This is a genomic window from Providencia sp. NPDC089933, assembly GCF_049545585.1.
Lineage (GTDB): Bacteria > Pseudomonadota > Gammaproteobacteria > Enterobacterales > Enterobacteriaceae > Providencia > Providencia huashanensis.
In genome coordinates this window covers 151,316-175,989 of record NZ_JBMWDT010000012.1, presented here as the reverse complement: position 1 = coordinate 175,989, position 24,674 = coordinate 151,316, and the positions used below count along the sequence as shown (strand labels likewise).

General features: G+C 40.3%; 35 protein-coding genes. 22 read left to right on the top strand and 13 right to left on the bottom strand.

The features are described from left to right. Positions 1–131: 131 nt before the first annotated feature. A complete protein-coding gene (locus ACPEH5_RS17165) occupies positions 132–1,013 on the top strand; it encodes an AbaSI family restriction endonuclease (RefSeq protein ID WP_423727096.1) in 882 nt (293 codons plus the stop codon). A gap of 99 nt (positions 1,014–1,112) precedes the next feature. Here the strand turns inward: ACPEH5_RS17165 and ACPEH5_RS17160 are convergent, their stop codons facing one another. The 3 genes from ACPEH5_RS17160 to ACPEH5_RS17150 form a co-directional block, all read right to left on the bottom strand. Then, a complete protein-coding gene (locus ACPEH5_RS17160) occupies positions 1,113–2,171 on the bottom strand; it encodes an HNH endonuclease (RefSeq protein ID WP_221078652.1) in 1,059 nt (352 codons plus the stop codon). Positions 2,172–2,655: 484 nt separating this feature from the next. Continuing rightward, the gene (locus tag ACPEH5_RS17155) at positions 2,656–4,269 is read right to left on the bottom strand and encodes a restriction endonuclease (protein ID WP_281111092.1); all 1,614 of its coding nucleotides are present in this window, start codon (positions 4,267–4,269) and stop codon (positions 2,656–2,658) included. A 203-nt stretch (positions 4,270–4,472) separates the two neighbouring features. Then, entirely contained in the window at positions 4,473–4,670 is a 198-nt protein-coding gene (locus ACPEH5_RS17150) for a hypothetical protein (protein WP_281111094.1), read from the bottom strand. Between the two features lie 75 nt (positions 4,671–4,745). Between ACPEH5_RS17150 and ACPEH5_RS17145 the strand changes: the two genes are divergently transcribed. Then, on the top strand, positions 4,746–5,558 hold the full coding sequence (locus ACPEH5_RS17145) for a toll/interleukin-1 receptor domain-containing protein (RefSeq protein WP_281111096.1): 813 nt from the start codon (positions 4,746–4,748) through the stop codon (positions 5,556–5,558). 733 nt (positions 5,559–6,291) lie between these two features. On the opposite strand, the gene ACPEH5_RS17140 is transcribed toward ACPEH5_RS17145, so the two are convergent. The 8 genes from ACPEH5_RS17140 to csrA form a co-directional block, all read right to left on the bottom strand. Beyond that, positions 6,292–7,533 (bottom strand): integrase domain-containing protein, encoded by a 1,242-nt coding sequence (locus ACPEH5_RS17140; protein ID WP_281111098.1) that lies wholly within the window; start codon positions 7,531–7,533, stop codon positions 6,292–6,294. 305 nt (positions 7,534–7,838) lie between these two features. After that, positions 7,839–9,011, bottom strand: coding sequence for a site-specific integrase (locus ACPEH5_RS17135; protein ID WP_110592038.1), 1,173 nt, complete (start codon positions 9,009–9,011; stop codon positions 7,839–7,841). Positions 9,012–9,213: 202 nt separating this feature from the next. Beyond that, positions 9,214–10,011 carry a DNA adenine methylase gene (locus ACPEH5_RS17130; RefSeq protein ID WP_423727095.1) on the bottom strand — a complete coding sequence of 266 codons (798 nt, stop codon included), beginning with the start codon at positions 10,009–10,011 and terminating at the stop codon, positions 9,214–9,216. Next, positions 10,004–10,204: a hypothetical protein gene (locus ACPEH5_RS17125; protein ID WP_423727094.1), complete on the bottom strand. Its 201-nt coding sequence runs from the start codon at positions 10,202–10,204 to the stop codon at positions 10,004–10,006. The genes ACPEH5_RS17130 and ACPEH5_RS17125 overlap by 8 nt, the downstream gene beginning before the upstream one ends. Beyond that, positions 10,201–10,677, bottom strand: a complete 477-nt coding sequence (locus tag ACPEH5_RS17120) for a hypothetical protein (protein WP_423727093.1) — start codon at positions 10,675–10,677, stop codon at positions 10,201–10,203. Before ACPEH5_RS17120 ends, ACPEH5_RS17125 begins: the two co-directional genes overlap by 4 nt. Positions 10,678–10,691: 14 nt before the next feature. Continuing rightward, on the bottom strand, positions 10,692–11,459 hold the full coding sequence (locus ACPEH5_RS17115; protein WP_371025864.1) for a hypothetical protein: 768 nt from the start codon (positions 11,457–11,459) through the stop codon (positions 10,692–10,694). Between the two features lie 84 nt (positions 11,460–11,543). Beyond that, positions 11,544–12,458 (bottom strand): recombination-associated protein RdgC, encoded by a 915-nt coding sequence (gene rdgC / locus ACPEH5_RS17110; protein ID WP_423727092.1) that lies wholly within the window; start codon positions 12,456–12,458, stop codon positions 11,544–11,546. A gap of 146 nt (positions 12,459–12,604) precedes the next feature. Then, positions 12,605–12,793 carry a carbon storage regulator CsrA gene (gene csrA, locus ACPEH5_RS17105; protein ID WP_423727101.1) on the bottom strand — a complete coding sequence of 63 codons (189 nt, stop codon included), beginning with the start codon at positions 12,791–12,793 and terminating at the stop codon, positions 12,605–12,607. A 108-nt stretch (positions 12,794–12,901) separates the two neighbouring features. Here csrA and ACPEH5_RS17100 point away from each other — a divergent pair, with 108 nt between their 5' ends. Further along, positions 12,902–13,126 (top strand): hypothetical protein, encoded by a 225-nt coding sequence (locus tag ACPEH5_RS17100; RefSeq protein ID WP_163861198.1) that lies wholly within the window; start codon positions 12,902–12,904, stop codon positions 13,124–13,126. Here the strand turns inward: ACPEH5_RS17100 and ACPEH5_RS17095 are convergent. Together ACPEH5_RS17095 and ACPEH5_RS17090 are read right to left on the bottom strand one after the other, a co-directional pair. Continuing rightward, a complete protein-coding gene (locus tag ACPEH5_RS17095) occupies positions 13,087–13,446 on the bottom strand; it encodes a hypothetical protein (RefSeq protein WP_272670883.1) in 360 nt (119 codons plus the stop codon). The two genes, ACPEH5_RS17100 and ACPEH5_RS17095, sit on opposite strands and share 40 nt — an antisense overlap. A 166-nt stretch (positions 13,447–13,612) precedes the next feature. Further along, positions 13,613–14,080 carry a hypothetical protein gene (locus ACPEH5_RS17090; RefSeq protein WP_423727091.1) on the bottom strand — a complete coding sequence of 156 codons (468 nt, stop codon included), beginning with the start codon at positions 14,078–14,080 and terminating at the stop codon, positions 13,613–13,615. Positions 14,081–14,209: 129 nt separating this feature from the next. Here ACPEH5_RS17090 and ACPEH5_RS17085 point away from each other — a divergent pair, with 129 nt between their 5' ends. From ACPEH5_RS17085 to lysC, 19 genes are all read left to right on the top strand, one after another. Beyond that, complete coding sequence (locus tag ACPEH5_RS17085; RefSeq protein ID WP_140186937.1) at positions 14,210–14,443, top strand: transcriptional regulator; 234 nt, start codon at positions 14,210–14,212, stop codon at positions 14,441–14,443. Positions 14,444–14,510: 67 nt separating this feature from the next. Then, positions 14,511–15,077: a YmfL family putative regulatory protein gene (locus ACPEH5_RS17080; RefSeq protein WP_272515962.1), complete on the top strand. Its 567-nt coding sequence runs from the start codon at positions 14,511–14,513 to the stop codon at positions 15,075–15,077. 5 nt (positions 15,078–15,082) lie between these two features. Then, on the top strand, positions 15,083–15,280 hold the full coding sequence (locus ACPEH5_RS17075) for a hypothetical protein (protein ID WP_211889470.1): 198 nt from the start codon (positions 15,083–15,085) through the stop codon (positions 15,278–15,280). Further along, positions 15,234–15,452: a DUF4222 domain-containing protein gene (locus ACPEH5_RS17070; protein WP_423727090.1), complete on the top strand. Its 219-nt coding sequence runs from the start codon at positions 15,234–15,236 to the stop codon at positions 15,450–15,452. The genes ACPEH5_RS17075 and ACPEH5_RS17070 overlap by 47 nt, the downstream gene beginning before the upstream one ends. 14 nt (positions 15,453–15,466) lie before the next feature. Further along, positions 15,467–16,600 (top strand): replication protein 15, encoded by a 1,134-nt coding sequence (locus ACPEH5_RS17065; protein WP_423727089.1) that lies wholly within the window; start codon positions 15,467–15,469, stop codon positions 16,598–16,600. Continuing rightward, positions 16,600–16,845 carry a hypothetical protein gene (locus tag ACPEH5_RS17060; RefSeq protein ID WP_423727088.1) on the top strand — a complete coding sequence of 82 codons (246 nt, stop codon included), beginning with the start codon at positions 16,600–16,602 and terminating at the stop codon, positions 16,843–16,845. Before ACPEH5_RS17065 ends, ACPEH5_RS17060 begins: the two co-directional genes overlap by 1 nt. Beyond that, entirely contained in the window at positions 16,845–18,806 is a 1,962-nt protein-coding gene (locus ACPEH5_RS17055; protein WP_423727087.1) for a phage N-6-adenine-methyltransferase, read from the top strand. Before ACPEH5_RS17060 ends, ACPEH5_RS17055 begins: the two co-directional genes overlap by 1 nt. Beyond that, positions 18,803–19,150 carry a hypothetical protein gene (locus ACPEH5_RS17050; protein WP_423727086.1) on the top strand — a complete coding sequence of 116 codons (348 nt, stop codon included), beginning with the start codon at positions 18,803–18,805 and terminating at the stop codon, positions 19,148–19,150. The genes ACPEH5_RS17055 and ACPEH5_RS17050 overlap by 4 nt, the downstream gene beginning before the upstream one ends. Then, positions 19,147–19,533: a hypothetical protein gene (locus tag ACPEH5_RS17045; protein WP_423727085.1), complete on the top strand. Its 387-nt coding sequence runs from the start codon at positions 19,147–19,149 to the stop codon at positions 19,531–19,533. The genes ACPEH5_RS17050 and ACPEH5_RS17045 overlap by 4 nt, the downstream gene beginning before the upstream one ends. Further along, positions 19,530–19,715 (top strand): Lar family restriction alleviation protein, encoded by a 186-nt coding sequence (locus tag ACPEH5_RS17040; RefSeq protein ID WP_423727084.1) that lies wholly within the window; start codon positions 19,530–19,532, stop codon positions 19,713–19,715. Before ACPEH5_RS17045 ends, ACPEH5_RS17040 begins: the two co-directional genes overlap by 4 nt. Continuing rightward, positions 19,708–20,094: a RusA family crossover junction endodeoxyribonuclease gene (locus tag ACPEH5_RS17035; RefSeq protein ID WP_423727083.1), complete on the top strand. Its 387-nt coding sequence runs from the start codon at positions 19,708–19,710 to the stop codon at positions 20,092–20,094. Before ACPEH5_RS17040 ends, ACPEH5_RS17035 begins: the two co-directional genes overlap by 8 nt. Then, positions 20,091–20,630 carry a DUF968 domain-containing protein gene (locus ACPEH5_RS17030; RefSeq protein ID WP_423727082.1) on the top strand — a complete coding sequence of 180 codons (540 nt, stop codon included), beginning with the start codon at positions 20,091–20,093 and terminating at the stop codon, positions 20,628–20,630. The genes ACPEH5_RS17035 and ACPEH5_RS17030 overlap by 4 nt, the downstream gene beginning before the upstream one ends. 32 nt (positions 20,631–20,662) lie before the next feature. After that, entirely contained in the window at positions 20,663–21,334 is a 672-nt protein-coding gene (locus ACPEH5_RS17025; protein ID WP_423727081.1) for a bacteriophage antitermination protein Q, read from the top strand. A gap of 155 nt (positions 21,335–21,489) precedes the next feature. Next, positions 21,490–22,677, top strand: a complete 1,188-nt coding sequence (locus tag ACPEH5_RS17020; RefSeq protein ID WP_423727080.1) for a hypothetical protein — start codon at positions 21,490–21,492, stop codon at positions 22,675–22,677. A 141-nt stretch (positions 22,678–22,818) separates the two neighbouring features. Beyond that, entirely contained in the window at positions 22,819–23,232 is a 414-nt protein-coding gene (locus ACPEH5_RS17015; RefSeq protein WP_147675574.1) for a putative holin, read from the top strand. Then, positions 23,232–23,600, top strand: a complete 369-nt coding sequence (locus tag ACPEH5_RS17010; RefSeq protein WP_423727079.1) for a hypothetical protein — start codon at positions 23,232–23,234, stop codon at positions 23,598–23,600. Before ACPEH5_RS17015 ends, ACPEH5_RS17010 begins: the two co-directional genes overlap by 1 nt. Continuing rightward, complete coding sequence (locus ACPEH5_RS17005) at positions 23,597–24,091, top strand: TIGR02594 family protein (RefSeq protein WP_423727078.1); 495 nt, start codon at positions 23,597–23,599, stop codon at positions 24,089–24,091. The genes ACPEH5_RS17010 and ACPEH5_RS17005 overlap by 4 nt, the downstream gene beginning before the upstream one ends. Before the next feature lies 1 nt (position 24,092). Continuing rightward, a complete protein-coding gene (locus ACPEH5_RS17000) occupies positions 24,093–24,470 on the top strand; it encodes a hypothetical protein (RefSeq protein ID WP_423727102.1) in 378 nt (125 codons plus the stop codon). Further along, positions 24,355–24,621 (top strand): Rz1-like lysis system protein LysC, encoded by a 267-nt coding sequence (gene lysC / locus ACPEH5_RS16995; RefSeq protein ID WP_423727100.1) that lies wholly within the window; start codon positions 24,355–24,357, stop codon positions 24,619–24,621. The genes ACPEH5_RS17000 and lysC overlap by 116 nt, the downstream gene beginning before the upstream one ends. Positions 24,622–24,674 lie beyond the last annotated feature (53 nt).

Below are 24,674 nucleotides of genomic sequence, written 5' to 3'. Positions count from 1 at the left end.
TAGACGAGTGTAACTACTGCGCTAAGTATTACGGCGATGATATATTTACTATTTTGATACTACGCTTGCGAATACAGGCGTCTAAGTTAAGCTTTTGTCAGGTTATTTATTTGTTTTTAAATGGTATTAACATGAGTAAAGATGACTATATTCTTCGGGCGCTATCAAAAATCTCCCATAAGCGCTGGGAACACTACATTATCAACCGCATTTTTCACAAGTTGAATGACCCTGACCTTGAGTTCGTTTGCCAGCAGTGTATTCGAAAGGAAGGGCACTCCGGAAAAATTTATCTTGCAGACCTGCTTTTTCCACAGCTGAAGTTGTATCTTGAAATAGATGAGGCGCACCATGATAGCGATGAAGCTAAAATGGCTGACGGAATCCGCCGTTTGGACATCATGGAAGCGACAGGCTTTATTGAAAAACGAATTCCAGCTCATAACACGACACTAGACAAGATCAATCATCTTGTTGACGAATTCATTGTTCTTGTTAGGGATATAAAAGCCCAACAGAAAGCACAAGGCTTATTTCGTCCTTGGGACTATGACAGCCGTTATACCGCTCAAAAGCATATTGACGAAGGCGTTATTGAAGTGGGTCCTTACGCAGTATTCCGATATCACAAGGATGCTTTGCAGTGCTTTGGTTATGGAGATAAAGGACACCACCAATCAGGTAGCTGGCGGGTACCTGAGACTGTTGTAAAGGCGATTGGTTTGGGCGGAGATGTGATGGTTTGGTTTCCGCGGTTGTATAAGGCGGGGGAGTGGGACAATTCACTTTCCACTGATGGTGACCTGATAACGGAAAAGAGTCTTAATCCAACGCGTAACTATAGGGAAACGTGGCGTTATCGTATCGTAATGGCTCACTCTCGTGATGAGCTGAACCGGACACTATATCGATTTCTTGGTGTTTTCACTCAAGATGAGCAGCTATCATCTGAAGGCGTTAACGTTTTCAAGCGGGTAGATACACGCATCAAGGTTTATACAACACAAAAGTAGCTCTGCATTTTGTAGCTTAGCCATAGTTAAATCTCTTGTGGCTTAGGGATTTAATTATGGCTGTTATCCTAACAGAGCGAAAAACGGACATTACAAGAGCTAATTATTTTCAAAGTCATTGAATTTTTTAATCCAATATTGCCGATGATTTATTAAATGAGTTGTTAACGGCCAATTTTTTTTATCTTTTGGTAACCTAAGGAATTGACCATCTAATTTTGCATATTCTGTCCCGTTTAATTGTTCTGATACTCTTATTTTCAATTTGGTATCAATCCAGAGTAAACCACGATCAAACAGAGTATGAATATCTGATTTCAGTAATAGCCCATGCTGAGCTTGTGTATGCCAAGCTCCTGCATAAGGGACAATATGAGCAGCTTCAAGCAATACTTGAATCGAACACCCCGTTACTGCACATCTGCCCTCATAAGCTTCCAAGAGCTTTCGTCTAAATACTGGTTGCCCTTCTCGGATAATAACCTCACGAAAAGCCTTTTGACGAAAATCATCTTCAATTTCAGGTAATTCAGTGAATAATTCATCTCTGGTTTCAGCTATAAGCCGATCATATGGCTTCGGGGTAATAATCCGAATTGGAGTTTTGCCATCATCGTCAATATCCCATATACCATGAAGTTCTTGGACATATTGTTCATATAGCGTATTGCGTAATCTTCCCGTACGGAATAACAGGTCGTATGGGCTACCTTGGTCTGTACGGGCATTTTTACGGCTACCAAGATATCGATACCGAGAATTGCTATTGACAGTTAATGCATCTAATTGAATACGAATTTCTGTTTCTTTCAGTGGGGCATTACTATTACGGAGCCATTTAACAATATTTGTAGCGGAGGTAGGGCCAAGTTGTGTTATGGCATACCATACTCGGAGATATTGTGGATAGAGCATTTCTTCAGGGATGATGCCTGGAATATCGGCAACATATGTTGAAAAATTATGATGCCGGATCCATTCTCCCCATTGACGTGAATGAGTGCTAATACCTATGCGATGTGGTTCTCGTTTGCCAATTTCATCATTAAATTCATGTCGGGAAGGTGCCCGACCGAGTTTTTCATAGAGCTCATCACAACAGTCCCATACTGCTCGAACCAACGACCCCAGTGGATATCCATCTTTACTCAGATTCAAAAGCATTCTCCATCAGCGATGTGTATATTGAGATGAGTTACATCAAACTTTGACGTATGGACATCAAGTATACAACAATTCATCAGGCCGATATGTGCAAGAAGCAGGTGCTTACACACAAACAGATTCTGTTTCCATATGTAGATTACACTGTTTCAGAGGCATTCAGGAGAACGGCAAAGTGTATAAAACTGTCAGGCGTGTGTTTCATAGTCTTAAGCACACTGCGATTATTTGTTACACAGAGAAAAGGCTAAACAAAATCCAGTCACAGTATTTTTCTAGGTATAAAAGTATTGACATGTTGACGGTATAATCGCTTTAAAGCAAGTTCTGTAGCTGGCTTAATAGGATAATATATACAGAGTAGGGCAGAAATTTCTACCCTAAGCTAAAATACTTGAATTACTCGACTAAAAAGCTCGTGCTGAATTTCTATTCGTGAACATTCGCTATAAGCATTAGCCCAAGTCTGGAACGGTAATTAAAAGTTGGGATTGATACGTGCAGATACTCCAGCATGCTCTTTTAGGAGGTAAAGAAGTCCGCCGCCATCAATCAGTTCGATTGGTTTGTCTTCGCAGAAACGATATGCATCTTTACCGTATTGACTTGTACACACCAAAATTCCTTTGTTAGCCCCTTCATTCATCATTGTCCCATAAAGATCTCTAACAGAGCTGACGCCAACGGTGTCTTTATATCTTTTAGCCTGAATCACCACTTTGCCTCCGAGGATCGGACGAGTGTCAAATGCCACTGCATCAACGCCCCCATCTTTTGTACCTCTAGTGAGTTTGGTGTCCAGTCCCATTTGAGTGAAAAGATTTGATACTAATACCTCAAATTCTGATGGTGAAAGTTCCATAAGGTTTGGTCGTGTTTCGAGGGCAGATAAGGCGTCGCCTTGTTCAATAAAGCGTTTATCAACCATGTTGAACTCAATAATAGGTTTTACTGCTTGAAGCTCATCTGGCCGCCCTGAAACTTGTGCGCCTAAACTTCTAAGGCATGCACTCTTTTCTACCCTTTCCAATTTTATTTGCATGAAATCGTCCTTGTGAGCGCGGGCAGATACTAATGTGACTTTGGTGTCATGTCCGCTTGTAGGATCGATAGTTTCGATTACACCGTTAAACAAAACTGACGTTAAAGCAGATGCCTTGTCAGCTTCGAAAAGCTCATGCATTGTACGGAGTGTGATCGCGGCGATTATGTTCTGATAGAGTTCTTTGATCTCGCTAATCTTTCGCGCCTTAGCATCAATAGCATCTCTTGATTTGATATATCGGTATTCTAACTCGCGTGGAACTACTGCAATTTCAGGTAAGTTGTATTCAACTACCAACTCTTTGCTATCAGGTAAATAGGCCAATCTAAAGGTTTGGGGAAAGCCCTTCTCAGGATATTCCGACCGTGTTAATACCATTTCACAATAAGTCAACACGCTGTCAGGATCGCAGTTAAGATAGTCTTGCTCAAATTGGTCAATTTCGTCGTGTTGACTTTTTATTTCTTCAAGATAAGCAGTTTTTCGGGTCTGATACTCAGCAACTAAAGCGTCAAGCTCAACTTTTTGATTTAAGAGTTTAACTGAATAATCTTCCTTATTTTTATTGAAAGATTCTTCTGCACTCTGTAACTCTCGATAATATTTGTTCTTTACCCATGGGAAAATAGTCATCCATAGGGCTGGAGCGTTCACGACTTTCATCTCAGGTTCAGGGTCTGGTAAGAGATGTTTGGGTGTTTTGAAGTCTTCGATTTTTGGGCGTTTTTTTAATACCGAAAAATCAATTGAATCGTCAAATTCGAGGGTATGTTCCAGAAGTGTAGAAAGTGCAGTGATATTCTCGGTCAGCTCAGCGTTTAGATCGGAAACTTCATCTTGACGTTCTTCCAGATACATTATTTTTGCTAACTTATCAGCCTCTTTTTGCTCGCGAAGTCTCTGAGCATTATCACGTTTTATTTCGCGTTCTATACGGCGAGTTTCGGCCAAATAATGACGTTCTGCTCTCTTACGCTCACGCTCTGCTGCTGCAACGGCTCTGCCTGTAGCTCGTATAAAACCTTCAAATCCTGATCTCCGTCCCATTCTAACTCCCACAGCCTCCAACCGAAAGTTCAATCTGTAATAAGTGAAATTGCCTCAAGCAACCGTCCATTTAATTAAGCACTCTTAATTTATGTTATGTTAGCATCAAGCCAATCTATAATATTTAAGAAAAGCAATCTATAGCATTTAAGAAAACTAATCAGTCTATATCTCAAAACATGAAGATTTGTTGCCTTCTGACTCTATTGGTCACGGCAAACCATTTTAGCAACTTTCGCTCCTGACATAAAACTGGTCACCTGAAGCGTCGGGTGGTCTGCTGTGAGCGATAAGTGGACTAATAAACGGTGACCTGTTAGGAATGCTGCAACAGCGCGGCGATGAAGTGAGCTTTGACGATTTTGGGGGATTGCAGGGGTATGAAGCCAATGAAATTTCAAAATCTATAGTTATAATAACGAGACTTCAATTGTTGGATTTTTACTTCATTTATACACGAATTAAAGGATTAGGCGATGATTTTCATTAGTCACAATTACAAAGACAAAGCTTTCGTTGGTCATATTGCAGATAAAATTGCGAATATATATGGTAGGGATAACGTATTTTATGATTCTTGGTCAATTCAACCTGGTGAAGGGATTATTGATCGAATGAACGATGGCATCGAATCCGTTAAGATTTTCTTTTTCTTTGTAACAGAGAATAGCCTTAAAAGTAATATGGTGTCTTTAGAGTGGCAAAATGCACTTATGAAAGCTGCAACTGGAGACGTCAAATTCGTTGCTATACGTTGCGATGAATCACCTATGCCTGCGCTTCTTACTCAAAAAGTCTATTTGGACCTTTACACAAATGGCGTTGATGTAGTTATAGCTCAAATGAATGACATTATCTCTGGCAAAAGTACCTATAAACCTCAGGACGAATCATTCTCTAATCTTACATATGACTATAAAACTGAATCGAATAAAATAATTATCCGGGTTTCCGCTGATCATTTCAGTGAGGTTACTGCTGATTTCTTGTTCTTATTTACTAATAAATTAAATGATAATGAATTAAGGTATAATGTATTAGGTGAAAGTGGCTTCATCCAAGGATTCAGCTCAAACTACAAGCTAAATACGGGGGAGCAATTCAGCGCACAAATGGTTGCATTAATGCATGGCCTTAAACCCAAAATTCATTTGACTGTTGAGTTTTGGCTGGATACTGGAGATGAACTTAATCTTGCACATGTTATGAGCAAAACATCAACAGAACAGTACACCACCATACCGTACAAGAAAAAAAGTGATTTTAGTGGCTTCAATATGAAGTTTTAAAATTTATTTTTCATAATTAACTGACATAATCATGTCATCATAGCCAGTACAACTCCAGTAAATTCTGCACATTTACTGTACAGCTATAATCTTCGATGACTCCATAAATACGATCGACAATGACCATAGAAGTGGAATCCGAGAGACTATTTTTGAAATCGACCACATCACAAACACGCAATCGATCGTCACTTGTCATAACAACGAGTTTATAAAAGATATCCAACAACACTTTACGGCTCAACGTAGGAATGAGTGCAAGATCTATCTGCTAAGACATCATGCTGGTAACTATCAGCCGAGAGTTACCAGCAACATACCGAGTGCCAACTCGTCGCCAAGGCTAGGATAGCAAAAGAAGCACTGAACGACCGAGATGCGTTGGCCACATCACGCCGAGCTTTCGAAATGGTTAACGATAAAACTTGGCGCTGGCTTGGAAGTCATGATCTTGGTATGTTAAATCTTATGCTAGCTGGCATCGGCACCGAGCCCAGATTGAGAAATTTATGCAAAAAATTTCGAAGTACATACTGAGTTAGCGTTTATGTGACAACACTACAGAAAGCAATACCACTGTCTGTAAGAAATGCCGAGTTGTTCTCGTATATTCTTGTAGATTGACATAATGCAAAATTTTGGCTACTTCCGCTTTTGGCACAGAGCCGACATCTGGATGATACATAATTCTGTGTAGTTATAGTACCAGCTCAAATCTGAGCTGGTACACATGTTACCCAACTAGCGATATCCCTCTAATCCTTCCTTCAATAATACTTCCCTTGTCAGCGTTTTCAATAAAATCAGCCCACCATTGCATCATAGGGCGTCTTTGTTCTAAGTAATCACTGCGGTTGTAGGCGCGCCTAACTTCATTTTTATCAACATGGGCGAGGGCGGCTTCGATAACATCAGGTGGGAAGCCTTGCTCATTGAGTGCTGTGCTGGCAATTGAGCGTAGGCCGTGTGAGACCAGTACACCACCGAATCCAGCACGTTTTAGTGCAGCATTGACGGTTTGGCTGTTCATTGGTTGAGTAGGCTTAATACGGCTAGGAAAGATAAACTCACGGTTGCTACTGAGTGGTTTTATTAGCTCTAAGATAGCTAAAGCAGCGTCAGACAATGGAACGGTGTGTTCACGGTTCATTTTCATTCTAGCAGCCGGTATCTTCCATTCCTTGGTTTCAAAGTTGATTTCGTCCCAACGAGCTTCAGCGGCTTCGGCAGGGCGAGAGATGGTAAGCAGCTGCCACATAAACAAGCATCGAGTTGATAGGCTAATACTAGCTGTACGCATTGTCTGCATGAGCTTTGGTAGCTGATCAGGAGGAATACTTGGCATATTCTTTTTCTTGGGTTTTTCAAAAGCCTTGCCAATATTGATACTCGGTACGGCATCAATTAAGCCAGTATTTTGAGCATAGATCATCACTTCGTTGATACGCTGACATAGGCGACGAACCGTTTCTAGCGCACCTCTAGCTTGAACCGGTTGTATTGCTTGGACCAATATATGAGCTTTGATGTCGGTAACGCTGATATCGCCTATGGCGGGAAAAACATCTCGTTCGAGTGAACGCCAGATATCATTACCATAATCTTCGGTTACAGTGGACTTCTTCACTTCCCACCAACGTTCAGCAACTAGTTGAAAGGTATTTGCCTTAGCTTCTAAGGTGTTACGGACTTGCTCTTTATGGTGATCTTGTGGGTCTATCTGCTTAGCGAGTAGTGTTCTTGCTTCAAGGCGGTAACTACGTGCATCAGCAAGGCTGACGGCAGGGTAAGAACCAAGGCTCTTTTTAGCTCGCTTTTTAGTGAGAGGGCGAATGTAGCGAAATGACCACAGCTTGCTGCCATTGGATTTAACCAATAGTTCTAATCCATCGCCATCATAGAGGACATAATCACTCTGTTTTGGCTTTGCGGCATCGATCTCTTTTGCGGATAAGGGTTTGGTTTGTCTTGCCATTTTTGATGTTCCATTGTTTTTAGGCACCTCAAAAACTATAAAGGTTAACGAGGTGCCTATCAAGGTGCCTAAGATGATTGGATTTAATTAGGTAACATCAGACTGCGCAGGACATAAAAAAGCCCGCAACTCATTGAGTTAGCGGGCTTTTCAGTCTTCTTTGGACGTCCTTAGAAGATAATTTGGTGGAGCTGGCGGGAGTTGAACCCGCATCTGGAATTGTTTAACCTATTGTTATATAAATGGTAATTAGCTAAATATTGCCCTGCGCATGATTTACGGCTTATCCATAGTCCTAGCGGTGTCTATTGGTTGTCCGCTTTCTTTAAAATTGATGTGTTGCCGTCATACTCTTCTAGGTATGCACCGTAGTGTCTAAACAACATTTCGGGGCCTTTGTGTCCCATCTGTGAAGCCAGCCAAAAGAGGTTAACGCCATTACTAATATGTTTGATCGCAAATGTGTGTCGTGTTTGGTATGGGTTTCTATATCGTACGCCAGCTTTCTTTAATGTTGGTACCCATGCTTTTTTTCGAATTGCATCAGCACCAGCCCATGCTTTATTTGTTTTTGGATCTTCGAAAATAGTATCACCCTTTAAGAAGGTGAATTGCTTCTGGGCGTTGATTGCGGAAATAGCATATTCATTCAATTCAATGATCCGCGTTCCTGCCTTCGTTTTAGTGCCTTTAATGACACCAACAACGCTGGCGGATTTAATGTGAGCTTTGTTATCGATGAAATCTATATCATCCCAGTGTAACGCGCATAACTCAGAGCTACGTAACCCAGTATTAATTGCAAATTGGAACAAGTTTCTCCATTGTTCGTATCGTACAGCAGCCAGAATAGCGGTGACTTCCTCTGGCGCTAAAGGATCCACAATATAATCACTATCTGATGCGCTATTTTTAGCTTGGTATCTTGAGGCCGTAACTAAACTTGCTGGGTTAGAGGGAATCAATCCATCAGTTACAGCCTCGTCTAATGCGCTACGCAAAAAAGATAACTGGTTCCTAATTGTTTTTAATGATGTCTTTTGTTTTTGGATCCATGTTTTTAATATGCCGGGCGTCAAATCTACCACTGATAAATCATGCAGTGTAGAAAGGGCGCTTTTACATTTTTTATAGCCACCAATTGTGGAAGGGGATAAACCTCTGGTTTCACAAATATCTAAATATTCATCCAGATATTCATTGATATTTCTACCTCTATGTTTGTTGCCAAATACTTTTAATTTTGATGATTTAGGGAAATACTCAACATAAGAAAAAATACCTTTTTCAATTTTGTTATATATTTCTCCTAATAAGCGTTCTGCATATTTTATATTTTTAGGGTTAACTTCAAGATTAGATAGGGGCTCTCGGCAATGAACCCCTTTAAATGTAAATGAAATATTAATTGTTTCTCCTGTTCTGTGTTTACGGATCATAACTCCACGGGGGAGGATATTTTGTTTTGTCTGGCCCACTTGTTCACCTCTATCAAATCGATCCATCGCTCTTTCGAGCCTTCAATTTTTAAAACTTGAACTCCCTCATGCCAGAACTGCCTTTCAATCCGTTTTCTTATCGCGTCGGTTGTATCATTAAATATCTTGCAATAAACCGATATCGGTAAGCACTCAACTGAAATACCTTCCATAATCACCTCCACGCCTGCCGCATACAGACTTAAAAATTCAACCATAGGCATTCAGTACGAATGCCAGTTCCTCTACCTGCAGAAATTCTTGAGTTTTTAGTTACCTTCCTCCATGTTGATAATTCTCTGTTGTATAAATCAGAGTTGTAACCGCTAATTAAAACTTTCCCGTTAACTTCTTTTACTGAATTAAGTAGCTCCATGTGTTGTTTATTGGTCATTTCAAAGTTGTAGTACCGGTTTCCTTTTACTCGAGTATCAGAAACATAAGGTGGATCTAAATAAAACAATGTGTCATTTGAATCGTGTTGCTTTATTAATTCCACGGCCGTTTTATTTTCAATAATCACCCCCTGAAGGCGCTGGCAAACAGCACTTAAATTTTCTGGGTATTTAGCCCATAAGTGAGAGGAGAGGGCATATTTTCTTTTACTATCCGAGCGAAAGCCTGATGTACCACCAAGACCAGAAGCAGAACCAAACCCCATACAGGCACGAACAACCATTCTTCTGGCTTTTTCTACTGGGTCGGTAGCGGGTTTGCTGGCCAGTTTGAATTCATCACGTGAATACGGTGTCAATTTACAAGCTAATTGAAGTTTTTCATTCAGTTCAGCATCGCGTAATACAGTGAATAAATTGACTACCTCGCTATCTAGATCATTGTATACCTCAGCATAACTACGCTCTTTACGCATAAGAACGCTGGCGGCACCACCAAACGGCTCAACATAACAACGATGATCTGGAAAGTGACTAATCACCCATGGGGCAAGTCGAAACTTGCCGCCATGGTAGCGAATAACAGGGTGTTTGATGCTATTCATTTACATCATTCCACTCACACCAAGCACACTCACCATCAGCTTCTATTTCACCAGTGTGCCCGCAATTTTCACAAGTGACTTTATCTCCAGAATAAAGCCAGTCATCTTTCCCATTCTCAGTTTGTACTCGTGCTGATTCATGAGCGCATTTAGGGCACTTTCCAAGCCATGGGATGCTATTCAAGGTTTTCATGGCAAATCCCTTAGTGACTCGTAAGTTAATTTCATTTCTTGATAAAGCTTTTTACCTTCACCAGCATCGTGAAGCGCTTTCCATTTATCCCAATTATCGATAACAGCAGACCACTGAGGTGAACATGCTTTCATTTCATGTAATTGGCTTGCTAGCTCTGGTACAGCCACCAGCAATCTAATGCAGCGGCCTAAATCGGCACCATCCCAAGGGTAATGATTTGGAGCACTAAATTGACCAGAAAGAACGGAAGCCATATATCTTGAACTCGCCCCTACATCATCACTAGCAAGCCATGCAGCAAGCCCCATATCTTCAGAAGCTTTAACAAGCGGCTTTTTGAATTCTTCACAAACCAATGTTGCAGCCCTAATAATGGCATTCATATAACGAGGTTCAGCAGGTATGCCGGGTATTTGTTTTTCTATTTCATTAGAAATAGCGGAAATTAAATTAATTTGGCTAAGTTGCATAATTTATACCCTCATTAATCCCAACCATTGCTATAACAAATATCTTCTGGTGATTCATCCCAAACTAATAAGCTGCCGCCGTAATAGAGGTTCAAAATTAATTTATCGAAAGTGGAGTATGGTTTTATTATGTTTTTCCCTAAAACTTTACCTTTCACTTTGCCACTAAACAGCTCATACACTTTATGACCTTCATGCAAAAGTAATTCACTTCCATAACCATCAACTCGGACATCACCTAGATGGAATCTATAATCACATTCGCTTTCTCTTATTGAGCTATATGAAGATGTGGCCTCATCTGGGTGCAAGCTAACAAAAATAGATCCGTCACGTTCATCATCAAAAAATACCTGTGGAGAATCCCAGCCACTTTCCATGGCATCGCTAGTGTTGTCTTTGATAAATGCCTCCCATAGATCAGAAGCTTTAATGTATTTAGGGCACTCTTCGTCACTTGTGAAATCTTTTACTAAAGCGGCAACCTTTTCCTGTAAGTCGGTTTCGATTCCTGAGTTTTCCCAAGAGTTACGCATTTTTTCAGCAACCAGCGTGTTGTATTTTTTCAAATCAACCACATCCTCTATATTCGCAGGTAATGCACCCTCCATTGCCTTATTAAAAGCCTTACCGAAATCTCCATAGGAACGAAAGGCATCATCAACAACACTGGTAAATAATTTAGTGATGCCTTTATCAATAATTTCTACTGCTTGTTCGCTATTTGCAAACTCAACACAACGCTGAGTTAATAATTCACTTAATGTTAGTTCTTTAGACATAATTAATACTCCACACAAAATTTAGATAATAAGATTCCGTCTCTTAATAAAGAGAATTAAATTCCTTGGTGTTGGTTAATTTATTTAAAGCTTGGCTTCGCCGCCAAGTGAATCAATTAATGCTTTTATTAAAATATTTAATTCTGAGACTATTAAGAAGAAATCAGCATCAAAGCGTTGGTTATAATCTTCTCGTTCGATATCATCATTAGTTTCTAAAAATGCGGAATCAAATTTAAGCTTAGATAAAACAAAACTATCATCAATACAGAATGTAACCCTATCTTCATAACCTAATGATAATTTAGTGACTAATTTACCTGCTTCAATATTCGTTTGAATTTCATCAGAAATTAAGTCTTGTTTTGTATATTTAGCAATTCCACCTTCTTCAAGGATGGCTTTCATTTCTGATTGTTCACCAAACACAAAGCCTTTTGGTAATTGCCCGCTTCTAACCCATTCTGTTAGCGTTAATTCAATAGGGTCTTTCATTGTTACGGGTACTACTGGCAGAGAGCCAATAGCTTTGCGTATCATTGCAAAACAATCTTCAGCACGTCGATGTGACGATACTAGCGCAGCAATAAAGCCATCAGTAAGATTAACCCACACATCGAAACGGGTATACTTAGAGAATGCACGAGGTAGCAGTTCCTGAATAACTTCATCTTTAATGGCTTGGCGTTCAGCTTTCTTTAATTTTCTAGCCTGATCTGCTTCTAGCTTCTCAATTTTTTTATTTAACTCATTATTGATAACAGGAGTTGGTAGCATTTTATCTTCTTTAAAAAGAGATATAAGCATCTGGTCATTAACTTTATGAGTCAAACAATCAGAATTACCAATGCCAAGCGGTGGAATAAAACCAAAACGTTGCATATCAAGTGAACCGCAAGGCTCATATTTTAAATGTGATAACTGCTCTTCGATATTATTAAAATCAATATCACGAGTTATCCGATAAATAATTAGGTTTTTAACATTAAAAACACTCATGAGATATCCTCAAATATAATTAACTCCACACAATAAATAAGACCACTGACAAATAATGAATATATTTACCTAGTATGAACACTGAATATCAGTGGCCTTATGTATTATGAAAAAGGGCGGCACAACACCGCCAAAAACTACAAGGGTCAATCACTAGCAGTGGCAATACTATTTTCAGCTAAGATACGCTGATAAATTTCTTCACGATGTACAGCAACATCTTTTGGGGCTTCAATACCAATCCGCACTTGGTTACCGTTCAGACCCAAAACAGTGACTTGAATATCATCACCAATCATTAAAGTTTCACCGACTCGACGAGTTAAAATAAGCATTCCCATACTAAGCACTCCACACAGTTAAATGGTTGCCTGAACTAACTTATCCACATCAGGCGGCTGTGGTATTCTTGGTGTTACCACAACAACCAAGAGAATTTTAAAGTGCAAGATAAAAACTTAAATGATTACCCAAGTGATGTACGTATTGCTGGCCTTGAAATGCTATTTAATTTATTAATTTCATCACAAACTGATGAACAAAAAGCCAAGTTCTCAGCGACTGCATTGGAGCTCATTAAAGTCATTAAACTATCTCCTGACGAAGTAAGAGTTAATGGCCTAGAAGATTATTTGGCTAATGTTTTAGAAAGAGCCATTGAGCTATAAGTAGTCATTCCTAAGCCATTAGCAATTTTTTGTGCTGTGGCTTTTATTTCATTTCTGGCATTATCATTATTCATCAATTCAATAATTTGCTGACATTTACATTTATTAAAGCTTTGCTCTATAAATCGACGAAACATTGCACAATCCTTCAGCGTCCAATTACATTGTTCGGCGGAGATTGTTTTCTCCGCTGGAATGTCTAGATTTAGCTCGCGCAATGTACGACCTCTTTTCGCTGCCTCTTCAAGCTGTTCAACCTTATTAAGTAATTCCTGTTTAATGTCTAGGCACTTGCATTTACCATTATCAGAATTGCACATACCTAATACCCCACACATTTAAAATTTAGTATCTGTATTGCTGATGCGATAAAGATAGCGCGTCGCTAATATTGTGTCAATAGCAAAACGCTATTAATTTGATGTGGATTTATGGCTGGGGTTTTTTGTGGGTAAAAATAATGGCTTACCATCTGACCAAGCAAGCTTAAGCTCTGGCCTTGATTTCACCTTCATTGCTTTTATTGTTTGCAAACCACTTTCTTGCCTTCAGTTCCAATGAGTCAGCGTGAGCCTTAGCATCTACATCTACCCATTGAGGCAGAGGATTGGCGGTGTCTCTATTTAAAATGAAGCTTATTATTGATTGAATGGCCTCATCAGCTGAGTTATAAGCCTTTAAAAAGTTATCATCCTCGTTGCTCTTATTGACTCTATGCGGGTCATGATCCAGCGAGCCAACCTCTAGGCCTAATTTCTCCTCAATCTCTCGAGCTAAAGGGGAGCCCATATTTCTAGGGTTCCCACTTTTGCTATCACTAGCTTTATTTCTTATTTGCGACAGGGTTGCATCTGTTTTTGCTCGCCCTAGAGCCACATTTAGGTTGGCAATTGTTTTGTGTTGCTCGATAAGCAGGTTAAGCCAATCGCGTCTAATTTCTTCAATAGTTTTCATATCGCTGCCAATTTCATTTGTTTTCTACATTAGATAGCAATGCGCTAACCATTAGAAGAAGTGAAACGCTATTGACTATTGATAGCGTTACGCTATCATTTAATTCAAATAACATGTAAGGTAAAGCAGATGACACTAAAAACATACACAAGCAACAAGCGAGGCAAGGCGACTGAGCTTGCTAAAAAGCTTGGGGTTCCTGCAACCCTAATATCTCAGTGGGCTAACGGTGCCCGTCAAATTCCAGCAGAACGCTGCCCTGAAATAGAAAAGGCAACCTTAGGCGAAGTTCGTTGCGAGGATCTTCGCCCGGATATCGACTGGTCTTATTTACGTGGTACGCAATCAGTAGTCGCTAGTTAATTTACGGAAAGATTAAACCAGAACTGTAATTTTCATGTAACCACAGCAAATTTATAGGAGATGTGGGATGAAACAAAATTGGCAAGCAGAAAAACAACCGGCATGGCTGGTGGCTGCAATCAGAAAAACAATCTCATCATTACCGGGTGGCTATGATGAAGCACCTGAATGGTTGGGTAAAAAAGATACTGATAATCCATCAGGGGTAACAACTCAATCACTTTATAACCGTCTACGTACGGATGGCGATCAGCTATTTCCTTTGGGTTGGGCAATGGTGCTACAGCAGGCAAGCGGTAATCACTTTATAGCTAATGCAGTTGCTAAAGCATCAGGCGGTATTTTTGTTCCACAACCAGATATTGGTGATATCGATAATGATGACATTAACAACCGCTTAATGGAAGCATTGTCCGCTATCGGTGAGTACTGCGAATGCATCAAGGAATCTATCGCTGATGGTGAAGTTGATGAGTCGGAACGGGAGAAAATTGAAGAAAGGTTATATCTGGCTAGTGCAAAACTACAAGAACATGCGTCATTGGTTTACCGCGTATTCTGTCGCCCTGAAAAGGTTGACGCCTCAGATATGCGGTCCGAGGCGTCGGTTGCTAACAACTTTTGTGTGGAGTAATTAGCATGAGTAGCTTATCAAATAATTCCATTCCAGTGCAACTACGAAGTTCAGCGAGCTCAGATGGAAGTCCTCATTTGCAGTATGAGCTTATGGTACAGAACCAATGGATCCCCGTAAACCGCAGATATGTTGAGTGGGCTGTGGGTAATTTAAATGTCATCGTTGATTTCAATTCCAAAGGTAAAGGTGATGCCAAATGACAAACATAAAAACCTTAACCGTTACTTCCGAGATAGGCGCGGCATCGTCGTTAAAGTCATTGAGTGGGATCCGTACCAAAAGCGGGTCATCTTCATGTGGGGCGATTATCCACATCGGTGCTTTGTTCCGCTCTGGTTATTTCAACGTGATTACACAGAAGTTAAAGATTAAAAGTGGTGATAGGTATGGCAACTAACACATTTGATGTTGTGCAAGCAATGTCAGGGCATAAAAACGTAATTGTTATACCTGTGCCTTACCTTGAGTTTTTTAAGGGTGATCAGCAAGCCCATGCATTGGCTGCAATACTGAACCAATTGGTATTTTGGTCTGGTGTTGCATCAAGTGCGGATGATGGTTGGTTTTATAAGAGCCATGAAGATCTTGCTGATGAAATTAAAGGGCTATCAGGTGAAGAACAGTCTCGTCGGCTGGTGGATAAATTACGTAAAAAATACTTCCCCGGCATCATTGAAACTAAGACTAAGAAAGTAAACGGCACTCCAGTAACGCACTATCGATTAGATGGTGATGCACTTATCTCAATGATTTTTCCTGCAATTTCTGAAACGTCGAAAGTGAGGAATGGAAACGTCGAAATCGACGAATCCAATCGTCGAAAATGCGGAATGGAAACCGCAGAAATGCAGAATCATGGAAACGTCGAAAATGCGGATTCCTATCTTTATACAGATCTTAACTCAGATAATAACTTACAGATCAATAAATCCCTTTCGTCGCAGAATTCTAGCGAATCCAGCGACCAGTCAAAAATTGATTTTTTAAATCGTTACCCAGAGGCGGTGATTTACAGCACTAACTTCAAAAAATGGGGAACGGAAAAAGACCTAGAGTGTGCCCAATGGCTATTTGAGCGGAAACAGTGGCTATTCCAAGAGCGCGGTATTGGTGAGCCTGATAAGCCTAACTTCACTGAATGGGCGAATACAGTTCGACTGATGCGTGAAATTGACGGGCGCAGCCACAAGGAAATTTGCCAACTTTACAAGCGCATTACCCTCGATGATTTCTGGCATTCAGTCATTTTATGCCCCTCCAAGCTCCGCGAGCAATGGGAAAAGGTCATTGTTAAATTTGCCAGTGGACAAAAAGTGAGTGTAGACCCCGTAGAGCGTGACAATGCTTACACACGGATCATTGGTTCAAGGCTAACCCCAAAAAACCGCATTGAGGAAATCGCAGCTGAATTAGCGGGCAAGCAGGGTGTTCGTAACATGTCGGATTTTGTAGGTCGCAAGGCATGGGTAGGTATTTGGCAACAAGCAGCAGAGCAAGCAGCGAAAGAGGTGACAGCATGATGCGTAGTGAAACTAAAACAATCTATGGCGTTGATGTGTTAGGCATGATTGCCATGTTCAAACAGCTACGTAAATGGCGCACGATTCGCAAGCTTCGCAACAGATGGAATCAATCCCGTCGTGATTTGGTTACCTGCAGGAAGTTTCGCCACTTAAATCATTATGCTGACGATTTTCAAGTTCAGCAGCGTTATAGGCATATGCGTGAGTATGTTAAATCCCACCAGCAGCGGGGTGCTATCTAATGAAATTAACATACGGATCGGTGTGCTCTGGCATTGAAGCGGCAAGCGTGGCTTGGGAACCATTAAACATGAAAGCCGAGTGGTTTAGTGAAATAGAGCCATTCCCTTGCGCTGTATTAAATCACCACTGGCCAGAAGTTAAAAACCTTGGCGACATGACCACTATTACCGACAAATTGAAAGCAGGTGAAGTAACTGCACCTGACGTGCTAGTGGGTGGTACTCCATGCCAAGCGTTTAGCGTAGCGGGTTTACGTGGTGGTTTAAGTGATGAACGCGGGCAATTAACTTTATCATTTGTTGAATTAGCGGACTGTATTGATGAAATCAGAAAAAACGAAGGCAAGGAACCGGCAATCATCGTCTGGGAAAATGTCCCCGGCGTCCTCAGCAGTAAAGACAATGCCTTTGGATGCTTTCTTGCTGGACTTGCCGGGGAAAGTGAAGAACTTAAGCCAACAGGGGAAAAATGGTCAAACGCTGGTGTTGTGTCTGGACCACAAAGAACTATTAGCTGGCGGATCCTCGACGCTCAATATTTCGGAGTGCCCCAACGCCGTCGTCGTGTCTTCGTTGTCGCAACTGCTAGAAAAGACATTAGTGTCGCAAAGATATTATTTGAGCAAGCAGGCATGCGAGGGGATATTGAGACGAGCAGAACGCAGGCAGAAGCAATTACCAGCGATGCTGGAGAATGCCTTGCAAGCGGCAATCAAACAACAGGAACCATCTTAGCAAATTGCGGTGCTAAACATTGGTTAGGCAACCAAGAAGCATTCACGGGTGATTTCCATATCATTGATACATTCCGTTTACAGTCATTTGGTCAATATACCCAAGACGATTCCGCATCAACGTTAAGAAGCCGTGATGATAAAAGTGCGACTGATTTAATTGTCTTTAACCCACAAGCTGGCGGAAAAACATCATCAACACTGGGTGCTAGTTCTGAAACGGTAGGTTGTTTGCAAGCCTCTCAGCAACCTGCTATCGCATTAGCTGGCAATACAATTGGTCGCAAGCCTGAAAATGGCGGCAATGGAAATGGCTACAATGAAGGCGATATTTCATACACATTAACAAAAGTGGATCGCCACGGTGTTAGTGTTAATAACATCGTGCGCAGATTAACTCCTATTGAATGCGAGCGCTTACAGGGCTTTCCTGATAATCACACAAAAGTGCCTTTCAAAGACAAATCTATTGATGATTGTCCAGATGGTCACCGCTATCGCGCTCTAGGTAATTCAATGGCTGTACCGGTCATGCGTTGGATCGGTGAGCGAATTTGCTCTGCTGTAGCGCAGGCCATTCCACAAAGTGATTACGTTAAAAAGCTCAATGCGTTGAAGTTACAACCTACCCATAAATTAAATGAAATTGGGGATCAGTGGCAATCCCCCGAAAACCTAGTTTATGGCATCAACTCAATTTATGGGCCTTTCACACTAGACCTGTTCACCGATGGTGAAAATAGTAAGGCTCCTCATTTCTATACCGCGGAAGATAACGCCCTCACTCAAGATTGGTCAGCGAAGTTAAAAGAAATTGGTGGTGTTGCCTTTGGTAACCCCCCGTACTCCCGTAGCTCATATCACGAAAAGCAGGCAATCACAGGCGTTCGTCACATTATGTCTCATGCTTCAGCGATGCGGGAACTTGGTGGCCGTTATGTCTTTTTATTGAAAGCGGCAACGAGTGAAGTGTGGTGGCCAGAAAATGCAGATCACATCTGTTTTATCCGTGGGCGTATTGGTTTTGACGTTCCGAAGTGGTTTATCCCCGCTGATGAAAAACAAAAACCAACCGGTGCATTCTTTGCTGGGGCAATTGTTGTATTCGATAAAACATGGAATGGAAAAGCATTTGATTACATTAGCCGCGAAGAATTAGAGCAGCGCGGTAAGGCATTTATAGAGCAAGCGCAATGGTTAGCTAAAAAAATGGGGGTGGCAGCGTGACTCCATTATATCTAAGAATAGCGAGTGAATTTAAAGCAGGTAATGAAATAACAACCAAGAAAATCAGAAGCATATATGCATCATCTGATAATCATACAAAGCATACGATAGCGTTTTTACTTAGGGCTGGTGCCGTAGTGAAAACTGACCGAAAGGAAGGCACTTTTATTGTTTATGTCCTTCAGCAGAATGCTTATGAAAAGGCAGTATCGCAAGATAATAAAAGTAAAAAATATAGAGTAAAAACAAATCCATACGTTAAGTGTGATGTTAAAGAGTTAATGAAAACGCATAACCCATTGATATTAAAATTCAATACATTGCTGGCGGGGGTAAGGACATGAGTGAAAATGACAATGTTATTCAATTCAAAGCGCCTAGTGATGCCATTCCCACTATCGATACGGAAGTAAAGGGAAGAAAAAACAGACAGCAAATGTACTGTAAGCATCATTCGCTAGTTATCGATGAAGAGCATAGAACAGTTGAATGCAACGATTGTGGCTGTGTTGTCGAGGCTTTCGATGTTCTGTTAGCTAGGGCAAATAATGCCGAGTCGGTAATCCGAGGAATGAGTGAATTATTAAATAAGCGTGACGAACTGCGTAAATCAGTCGATGGGCTTTTGAGGGAAGAAAAGAACACCAAAGCCAGATTACGTAGTGCCAGAACAGATTTAGCGTTTATTGAAAATAAAAAACTTCAGCATGAGGGGAAGGTTGGATGAAAAGCAAAATAGCCGAAATTTACCCTTGTCCTCATTGTGGAAGTGAAAACATAACCATCGAGAGCCACAGTTATAGAACATGGTTTTACATTCAGTGCCACAGCTGTGGTGAAAAGGGGCCAGAAGTAAATGATAAGCCTACGGCAGTAGCAGTATGGAATAAGGGGGTAATTAGTGAGTAATTTAATATCTCTAATTTTACCATTCCCGCCGAGTGTCAATGCTTGCTGGCGGAACATAAACGGTAAAACGTTAATCAGTGCAAAGGGACGGGCGTTCCGAGCAAATGCAGCCGCCGCCATCTATGAACAATTACGTAGAAGACCGAAAGCAATCACTGAGCATGTATCTGTCATTGTGAAGATGTACCCACCATCAAAACGTCGAATGGATATCGATAATTACTTAAAAGCACCTTTTGATGCTTTAACGCATGCAGGGGTTTGGAGTGATGACGTTCAGGTTAAACGTGCAGTCATTGAATGGCATGAAGTAGTCAAAGGTGGTCGATTTGAAATTGAGATAAGGCCCCTCAATGCAGAAGTGGAGAAAATATCATGAATCACCAATGGATATTAACCCCCATCATTATTCCTGAAGTTAAGGTTGTTATGTTTAGACCAGGAGCAAGCCTTAACATGTTTAATGACAGAATGCTGATCTCGACATTACCTGATGAATTAAAACATCAACCATCGGGTCTTATCTCTTTTTCTGGCCAATACCTCAGCGATTTGGTTGGTGATGAACGGGTATCAAAACCCGTGTTAAATTTAACCATCGATCCCGAGCCACCAGCTAGCTTGATGTTAAAGCCAAAATTACAGCGCTGGATTAATGATAGTTACTTGCAGTGGGTAAAATCACAACCGTGCTGTGTTTGTAACTCTATCGCGCACGAAGCACATCACCTAATCGGTCATGGTCAGGGCGGAATGGGTACTAAGGCCCATGATTTGTTCACTATTCCATTATGTCGCATTCACCACAGCGAGTTGCATAAGGATCCAAACGGATGGGAAAGGGAGCACGGAAGTCAGTTGGTTTTGTTATTTCGATTCCTAGACCGTTCTGCGGCACTGGGTGTTTTTGGTTAATGCGTTGTGCGGAACGCAGTGGAGGGTTTTATATGCCAATTTATGCGCATGACTTGGAATATTTAAGCGATATGGCATGGGTAGCTACATCAAATTTAAGAGTCGCAACTAAGGGGCAGCTTGCAGCATTTGAAGATTTTGGGCTAACAGATACTAGGACAACCCCAAGAATTAGAAAAAGAGACTTGGAATTAAATGGTCGCCTTGTTTGCCGTGATACGGATCCAGTTTATGTATTGGAAACTCGCTGTCGCCGAACTCCAAAGCCGATGATAGACCATGAAGATTTTTTACTGTGTTCATGGCGTAGGGCTATCAATGCGTTAAGTGAAGAGCAACACTCATGGATAAAGTATTGTTATGGGCATAGTTTAAAATTTGAGCATCAGGTTAATATTAGTGTTCACATATGGTCTGAATTTGAAAAACAGCATAAAAGTAAGAAAATAACCAAAAAGGTCAAAGAGAGATTGAGGTCATTGGTTTGGTTATCAGTTCAGGTTTGTACTGGTCGTGATTACTTACAAACTGACCTAGCGCGGCTGGTGGGTGTAGAGCGTAATAACTGGAAAATGAACTATGAAGTATATTGGAACGACCTTTTAAATATTTGCTATGAGTTAGACAAACAGGCTTTGTTATCCATGGGGCGAACAAGAAATAGACAAATATCCAAAAATAAGTACTATAACTTGCAAAAATGAACAAAATAGGCCATATTTAAGGCTAATTTGATATGTTGCCCAAATTGTATATAGCCCCGCCATGCGGGGTTTATATTAATAGAACCTATTAATTATTTAGGATAAAATCGTGATCACTGATTATTATTTTATTTTATTTAATTTTAAGGCATGCTATGAACAATGAAATTGGACATTTGGAGTCATACTTAAAATCACTTCATGAGATAGAAAAAATTTTAAACTCAGATGATGGAATTAATAAATTATTTCCTTCGATAAATGAGGGGGGTCTTAAGGGTTATGAAGTTGAAATTCTAGCTGAGTTTTTTGAGCAAATAAAAAGTACGTTTCGCTTAGTAGTGAATAATTATTATAGCCTTGATGAAATATGTGATATAACATCAAAATTTAGATTTCCGATTAAATTTGAAAGCCCTAATGATATTTTAATATCATACACAATAATTATAAGATATTTTATAGAATATAGAATCAAAGAGTATGACGGCTTTTATCAAACTCTATTTTCTGATCATGTTTTTTTTATAAAAAAGCATCAATCATCATTTTACTTATTCGATAAGACGATTAGCTTACAACTGTATTATCTTACTTATGACTATAGTGAGTATGTGTTTAGTGTATTATTCTCGAATGTTAGAAGGGAAATTAATTCATTAAATGACATAAAAATTGAATTTAATGATATAAATGAAAGTGTGAAGAGTAAACATGCAGAATGTGTAAGGATAGAAAGTAAAGTAAATGATTACGAAAGTAATATTAATATGTTATATGATGAAAAATCAAAGGTTATTAAAAATGATCTTGATGAAAAACAAAGTAAACTGGATGAATTGAAAAAATATTTAAGTGACTTATCAATTGATTATAATTTCGCAGGCCTTACAAAAGCTTATTCAAATATTTATATATCAAAAAATAAAGAAAGGTGGGCTTCTTTGGCTGTTCTTATATTTCTTGCGATTTTATCATTTTCACCTTTAAGTATTAAAGTGATTACTGAAACAAATAATAAAATTTCTGATGTAAATATTGTTCACTACTTAGGTTTTTCAGCATTAACTATTATTTCACTTTATTTTTTTAGAGTGGCTCTTCATAATTATAATTCAATTAAAGCTGAATTAACACAGATAAAGCTTAGAATGAACTTATGCATGTTTGTTGACAATTACTCTGATTTTTCAAAAAGTAAGGATAATCGGGAGGCATTAGATAAATTTGAAAATATTATTTTTTCAAATATACAGCCAAATGAAAATAATATTCCATCAACATTCGATGGCTTGGAGCAATTGGCTTCACTAATCGACTCATTAACAAAACGTAACAAGTAAGAAATCCAGTACAGAACACTAAAAGGCTGCGCATAGCGTGGCCTTTTTCGTATATAGCCACCGCAAATCACTATCAACATGTTTAATTACTGAAATTACCTTGCTGGTGGCTACCTATTAACCTAAGAGAACAAATAATTTATGAGCACATCAATAGGGATAACCCTCGGTGCTGCTGGCGGTGGCGCGATGGGCGGTTTCCTTATTGGTGCCGACTATGGTGTTGTGCTAGGGGCAGTTATTGGCGCTTCAGTTTCCGTCATTGCATCTAAAGATAATAACCGACGAAAGATATTCCATTTTATTTTGGCGCTAGGTGCGGGGATCCTCATTGCTAAAGAGGCTTCTGAATTTATCGCTCAAGTCTGGTCATGGGAAATTAGCCCTAAGATTACAGCCATTATTATTTCGGCATTATTAATCCCCGTTCTGGTGCTTGCTGCAAACAAAGACAACCTTAGAAAGTTGTTTAGTCGTATTGCAGCATCAATAGACCGAAACTTCAGCAGTATCGTACAGGCCATTAAAGATTGGCGAAATAAAGGGGGTAACTGATGGAAACCTTCTTAACAATTTTTACCACCGTGACACGCTGGGTAGATATCAATCCTCTGGGTTCCGCCGATATTTTGTTTAAATCAGCCTCGGCAATTACAGTGTTTTTGTGTCGTTATGCTAAGCGCCGAGATTCGATTGTCGGTACGGCCTTATTTATTTGCTGGGTCTATCAAATATACCAAACAGTGGCAGGCGACCGAATAGCAGCATCATCCGATGTATTGCTCAGCGGTATTTTGTTTATCGTCATATTCTCCGCTGGTGGCAATATCATGTCGGTTGTTGTCATTAGTAAGTTAATGTCCCGAATCAAATCAATCTGGCTGCTAATTAAGCGGCCTTTTACTTTTATGGTGAAAAAATGACAGAACCTAAGTGGCTAATCGAAGCCAGAAAAGAAATTGGAGTTACCCGATTCCCCAGCCCGAACAGCAATCCTAAGATTGTTCAATATTGGAAAGATATGAAATGGTCGGGTATCAAGGAGGACAAAACCTCTTGGTGCGCGGGCTATGCAGGCGCGATGCTTGAACGGGCTGGAATTATAGGTAGTCGCTCGGTCAGTAAGGTTCCTGAAGCGGCAAAATCATATTTAGATTGGGGTATTGCATTAAAAGAACCTCGCTATGGTTGCGTGGTAATTTTTGATAGGGCTGGCGGTGGACACGTTGGTTTTTGTGTAGGGAAAACAGCGGACGGTAAATTGCTTATTTTAGGCGGCAATCAGTCGGATGCGGTTAATATCAAATCATTCCCGCTGGCCAGAGTCGTTGGTTATAGATGGCCTAAAGATGTGGAAATTGATAACCGCCCTCTGCCAATCGGTGACGCCGCATTGTCAGTGAAAGAGTCGTGATATGGGGTCGCTAACTAAAGCATTAATGGCCGCTTGCGCCATTTTACTGTTTTGGCTCTGGTGGGTTGCTGATGACTATGACAAATTGAGTAATAAGTTTGATAAAAAATCAAATGAGCTAGCCGCCAATCAATTCATATTATCCACCGTTTTAGAACTCTCGGTAACGTTTAATGAAATTTCACGAAATAACCTTAGGGAGCGTGACGCGGCGGCAGTGGCTTCTGAAACGGTTAAAACCATTATCAAAACCGTTATTGCGGATGATAAGTGTGCTGCTATTGATGCTCCTCGTGATGCTACTGTCGAGCTGCACAACCACGCGAATAGAATACGTTCAAACGCCATCAGTACCCATCCCAGCCCATCTGCTCAATGATTGCTTGCCTGAGTACATCCCTGAGACATTTCCTTGGGGTGATTCGCTATTGCTTAACGAGTCACTACTAACAGTGATTGAGCAATGCAATTTAGATAAGAAAGCTATTCGAGAGATTGAGGCAGCTAGAAATAATTCAACATTACATTAGAACCGAGTCAATATTAAATAAATTAACTATTCTCTATACTGCCCAAGCCTAGT

What these genes read in the sequence shown, in the direction of transcription:
- ACPEH5_RS17165 (WP_423727096.1), top strand. Translation starts at nt 132, where the DNA reads ATGAGTAAAGATGACTATATTCTTCGGGCGCTATCAAAAATCTCCCAT.
- ACPEH5_RS17155 (WP_281111092.1), bottom strand. Translation starts at nt 4,269, where the DNA reads ATGGGACGGAGATCAGGATTTGAAGGTTTTATACGAGCTACAGGCAGA.
- ACPEH5_RS17145 (WP_281111096.1), top strand. Translation starts at nt 4,746, where the DNA reads ATGATTTTCATTAGTCACAATTACAAAGACAAAGCTTTCGTTGGTCAT.
- ACPEH5_RS17140 (WP_281111098.1), bottom strand. Translation starts at nt 7,533, where the DNA reads ATGGCAAGACAAACCAAACCCTTATCCGCAAAAGAGATCGATGCCGCA.
- ACPEH5_RS17130 (WP_423727095.1), bottom strand. Translation starts at nt 10,011, where the DNA reads ATGAATAGCATCAAACACCCTGTTATTCGCTACCATGGCGGCAAGTTT.
- ACPEH5_RS17125 (WP_423727094.1), bottom strand. Translation starts at nt 10,204, where the DNA reads ATGAAAACCTTGAATAGCATCCCATGGCTTGGAAAGTGCCCTAAATGC.
- ACPEH5_RS17120 (WP_423727093.1), bottom strand. Translation starts at nt 10,677, where the DNA reads ATGCAACTTAGCCAAATTAATTTAATTTCCGCTATTTCTAATGAAATA.
- ACPEH5_RS17115 (WP_371025864.1), bottom strand. Translation starts at nt 11,459, where the DNA reads ATGTCTAAAGAACTAACATTAAGTGAATTATTAACTCAGCGTTGTGTT.
- rdgC (WP_423727092.1), bottom strand. Translation starts at nt 12,458, where the DNA reads ATGAGTGTTTTTAATGTTAAAAACCTAATTATTTATCGGATAACTCGT.
- csrA (WP_423727101.1), bottom strand. Translation starts at nt 12,793, where the DNA reads ATGCTTATTTTAACTCGTCGAGTCGGTGAAACTTTAATGATTGGTGAT.
- ACPEH5_RS17095 (WP_272670883.1), bottom strand. Translation starts at nt 13,446, where the DNA reads ATGTGCAATTCTGATAATGGTAAATGCAAGTGCCTAGACATTAAACAG.
- ACPEH5_RS17090 (WP_423727091.1), bottom strand. Translation starts at nt 14,080, where the DNA reads ATGAAAACTATTGAAGAAATTAGACGCGATTGGCTTAACCTGCTTATC.
- ACPEH5_RS17085 (WP_140186937.1), top strand. Translation starts at nt 14,210, where the DNA reads ATGACACTAAAAACATACACAAGCAACAAGCGAGGCAAGGCGACTGAG.
- ACPEH5_RS17080 (WP_272515962.1), top strand. Translation starts at nt 14,511, where the DNA reads ATGAAACAAAATTGGCAAGCAGAAAAACAACCGGCATGGCTGGTGGCT.
- ACPEH5_RS17075 (WP_211889470.1), top strand. Translation starts at nt 15,083, where the DNA reads ATGAGTAGCTTATCAAATAATTCCATTCCAGTGCAACTACGAAGTTCA.
- ACPEH5_RS17070 (WP_423727090.1), top strand. Translation starts at nt 15,234, where the DNA reads ATGTCATCGTTGATTTCAATTCCAAAGGTAAAGGTGATGCCAAATGAC.
- ACPEH5_RS17065 (WP_423727089.1), top strand. Translation starts at nt 15,467, where the DNA reads ATGGCAACTAACACATTTGATGTTGTGCAAGCAATGTCAGGGCATAAA.
- ACPEH5_RS17060 (WP_423727088.1), top strand. Translation starts at nt 16,600, where the DNA reads ATGCGTAGTGAAACTAAAACAATCTATGGCGTTGATGTGTTAGGCATG.
- ACPEH5_RS17055 (WP_423727087.1), top strand. Translation starts at nt 16,845, where the DNA reads ATGAAATTAACATACGGATCGGTGTGCTCTGGCATTGAAGCGGCAAGC.
- ACPEH5_RS17045 (WP_423727085.1), top strand. Translation starts at nt 19,147, where the DNA reads ATGAGTGAAAATGACAATGTTATTCAATTCAAAGCGCCTAGTGATGCC.
- ACPEH5_RS17040 (WP_423727084.1), top strand. Translation starts at nt 19,530, where the DNA reads ATGAAAAGCAAAATAGCCGAAATTTACCCTTGTCCTCATTGTGGAAGT.
- ACPEH5_RS17030 (WP_423727082.1), top strand. Translation starts at nt 20,091, where the DNA reads ATGAATCACCAATGGATATTAACCCCCATCATTATTCCTGAAGTTAAG.
- ACPEH5_RS17025 (WP_423727081.1), top strand. Translation starts at nt 20,663, where the DNA reads ATGCCAATTTATGCGCATGACTTGGAATATTTAAGCGATATGGCATGG.
- ACPEH5_RS17020 (WP_423727080.1), top strand. Translation starts at nt 21,490, where the DNA reads ATGAACAATGAAATTGGACATTTGGAGTCATACTTAAAATCACTTCAT.
- ACPEH5_RS17015 (WP_147675574.1), top strand. Translation starts at nt 22,819, where the DNA reads ATGAGCACATCAATAGGGATAACCCTCGGTGCTGCTGGCGGTGGCGCG.
- ACPEH5_RS17010 (WP_423727079.1), top strand. Translation starts at nt 23,232, where the DNA reads ATGGAAACCTTCTTAACAATTTTTACCACCGTGACACGCTGGGTAGAT.
- ACPEH5_RS17005 (WP_423727078.1), top strand. Translation starts at nt 23,597, where the DNA reads ATGACAGAACCTAAGTGGCTAATCGAAGCCAGAAAAGAAATTGGAGTT.
- ACPEH5_RS17000 (WP_423727102.1), top strand. Translation starts at nt 24,093, where the DNA reads ATGGGGTCGCTAACTAAAGCATTAATGGCCGCTTGCGCCATTTTACTG.
- lysC (WP_423727100.1), top strand. Translation starts at nt 24,355, where the DNA reads ATGATAAGTGTGCTGCTATTGATGCTCCTCGTGATGCTACTGTCGAGC.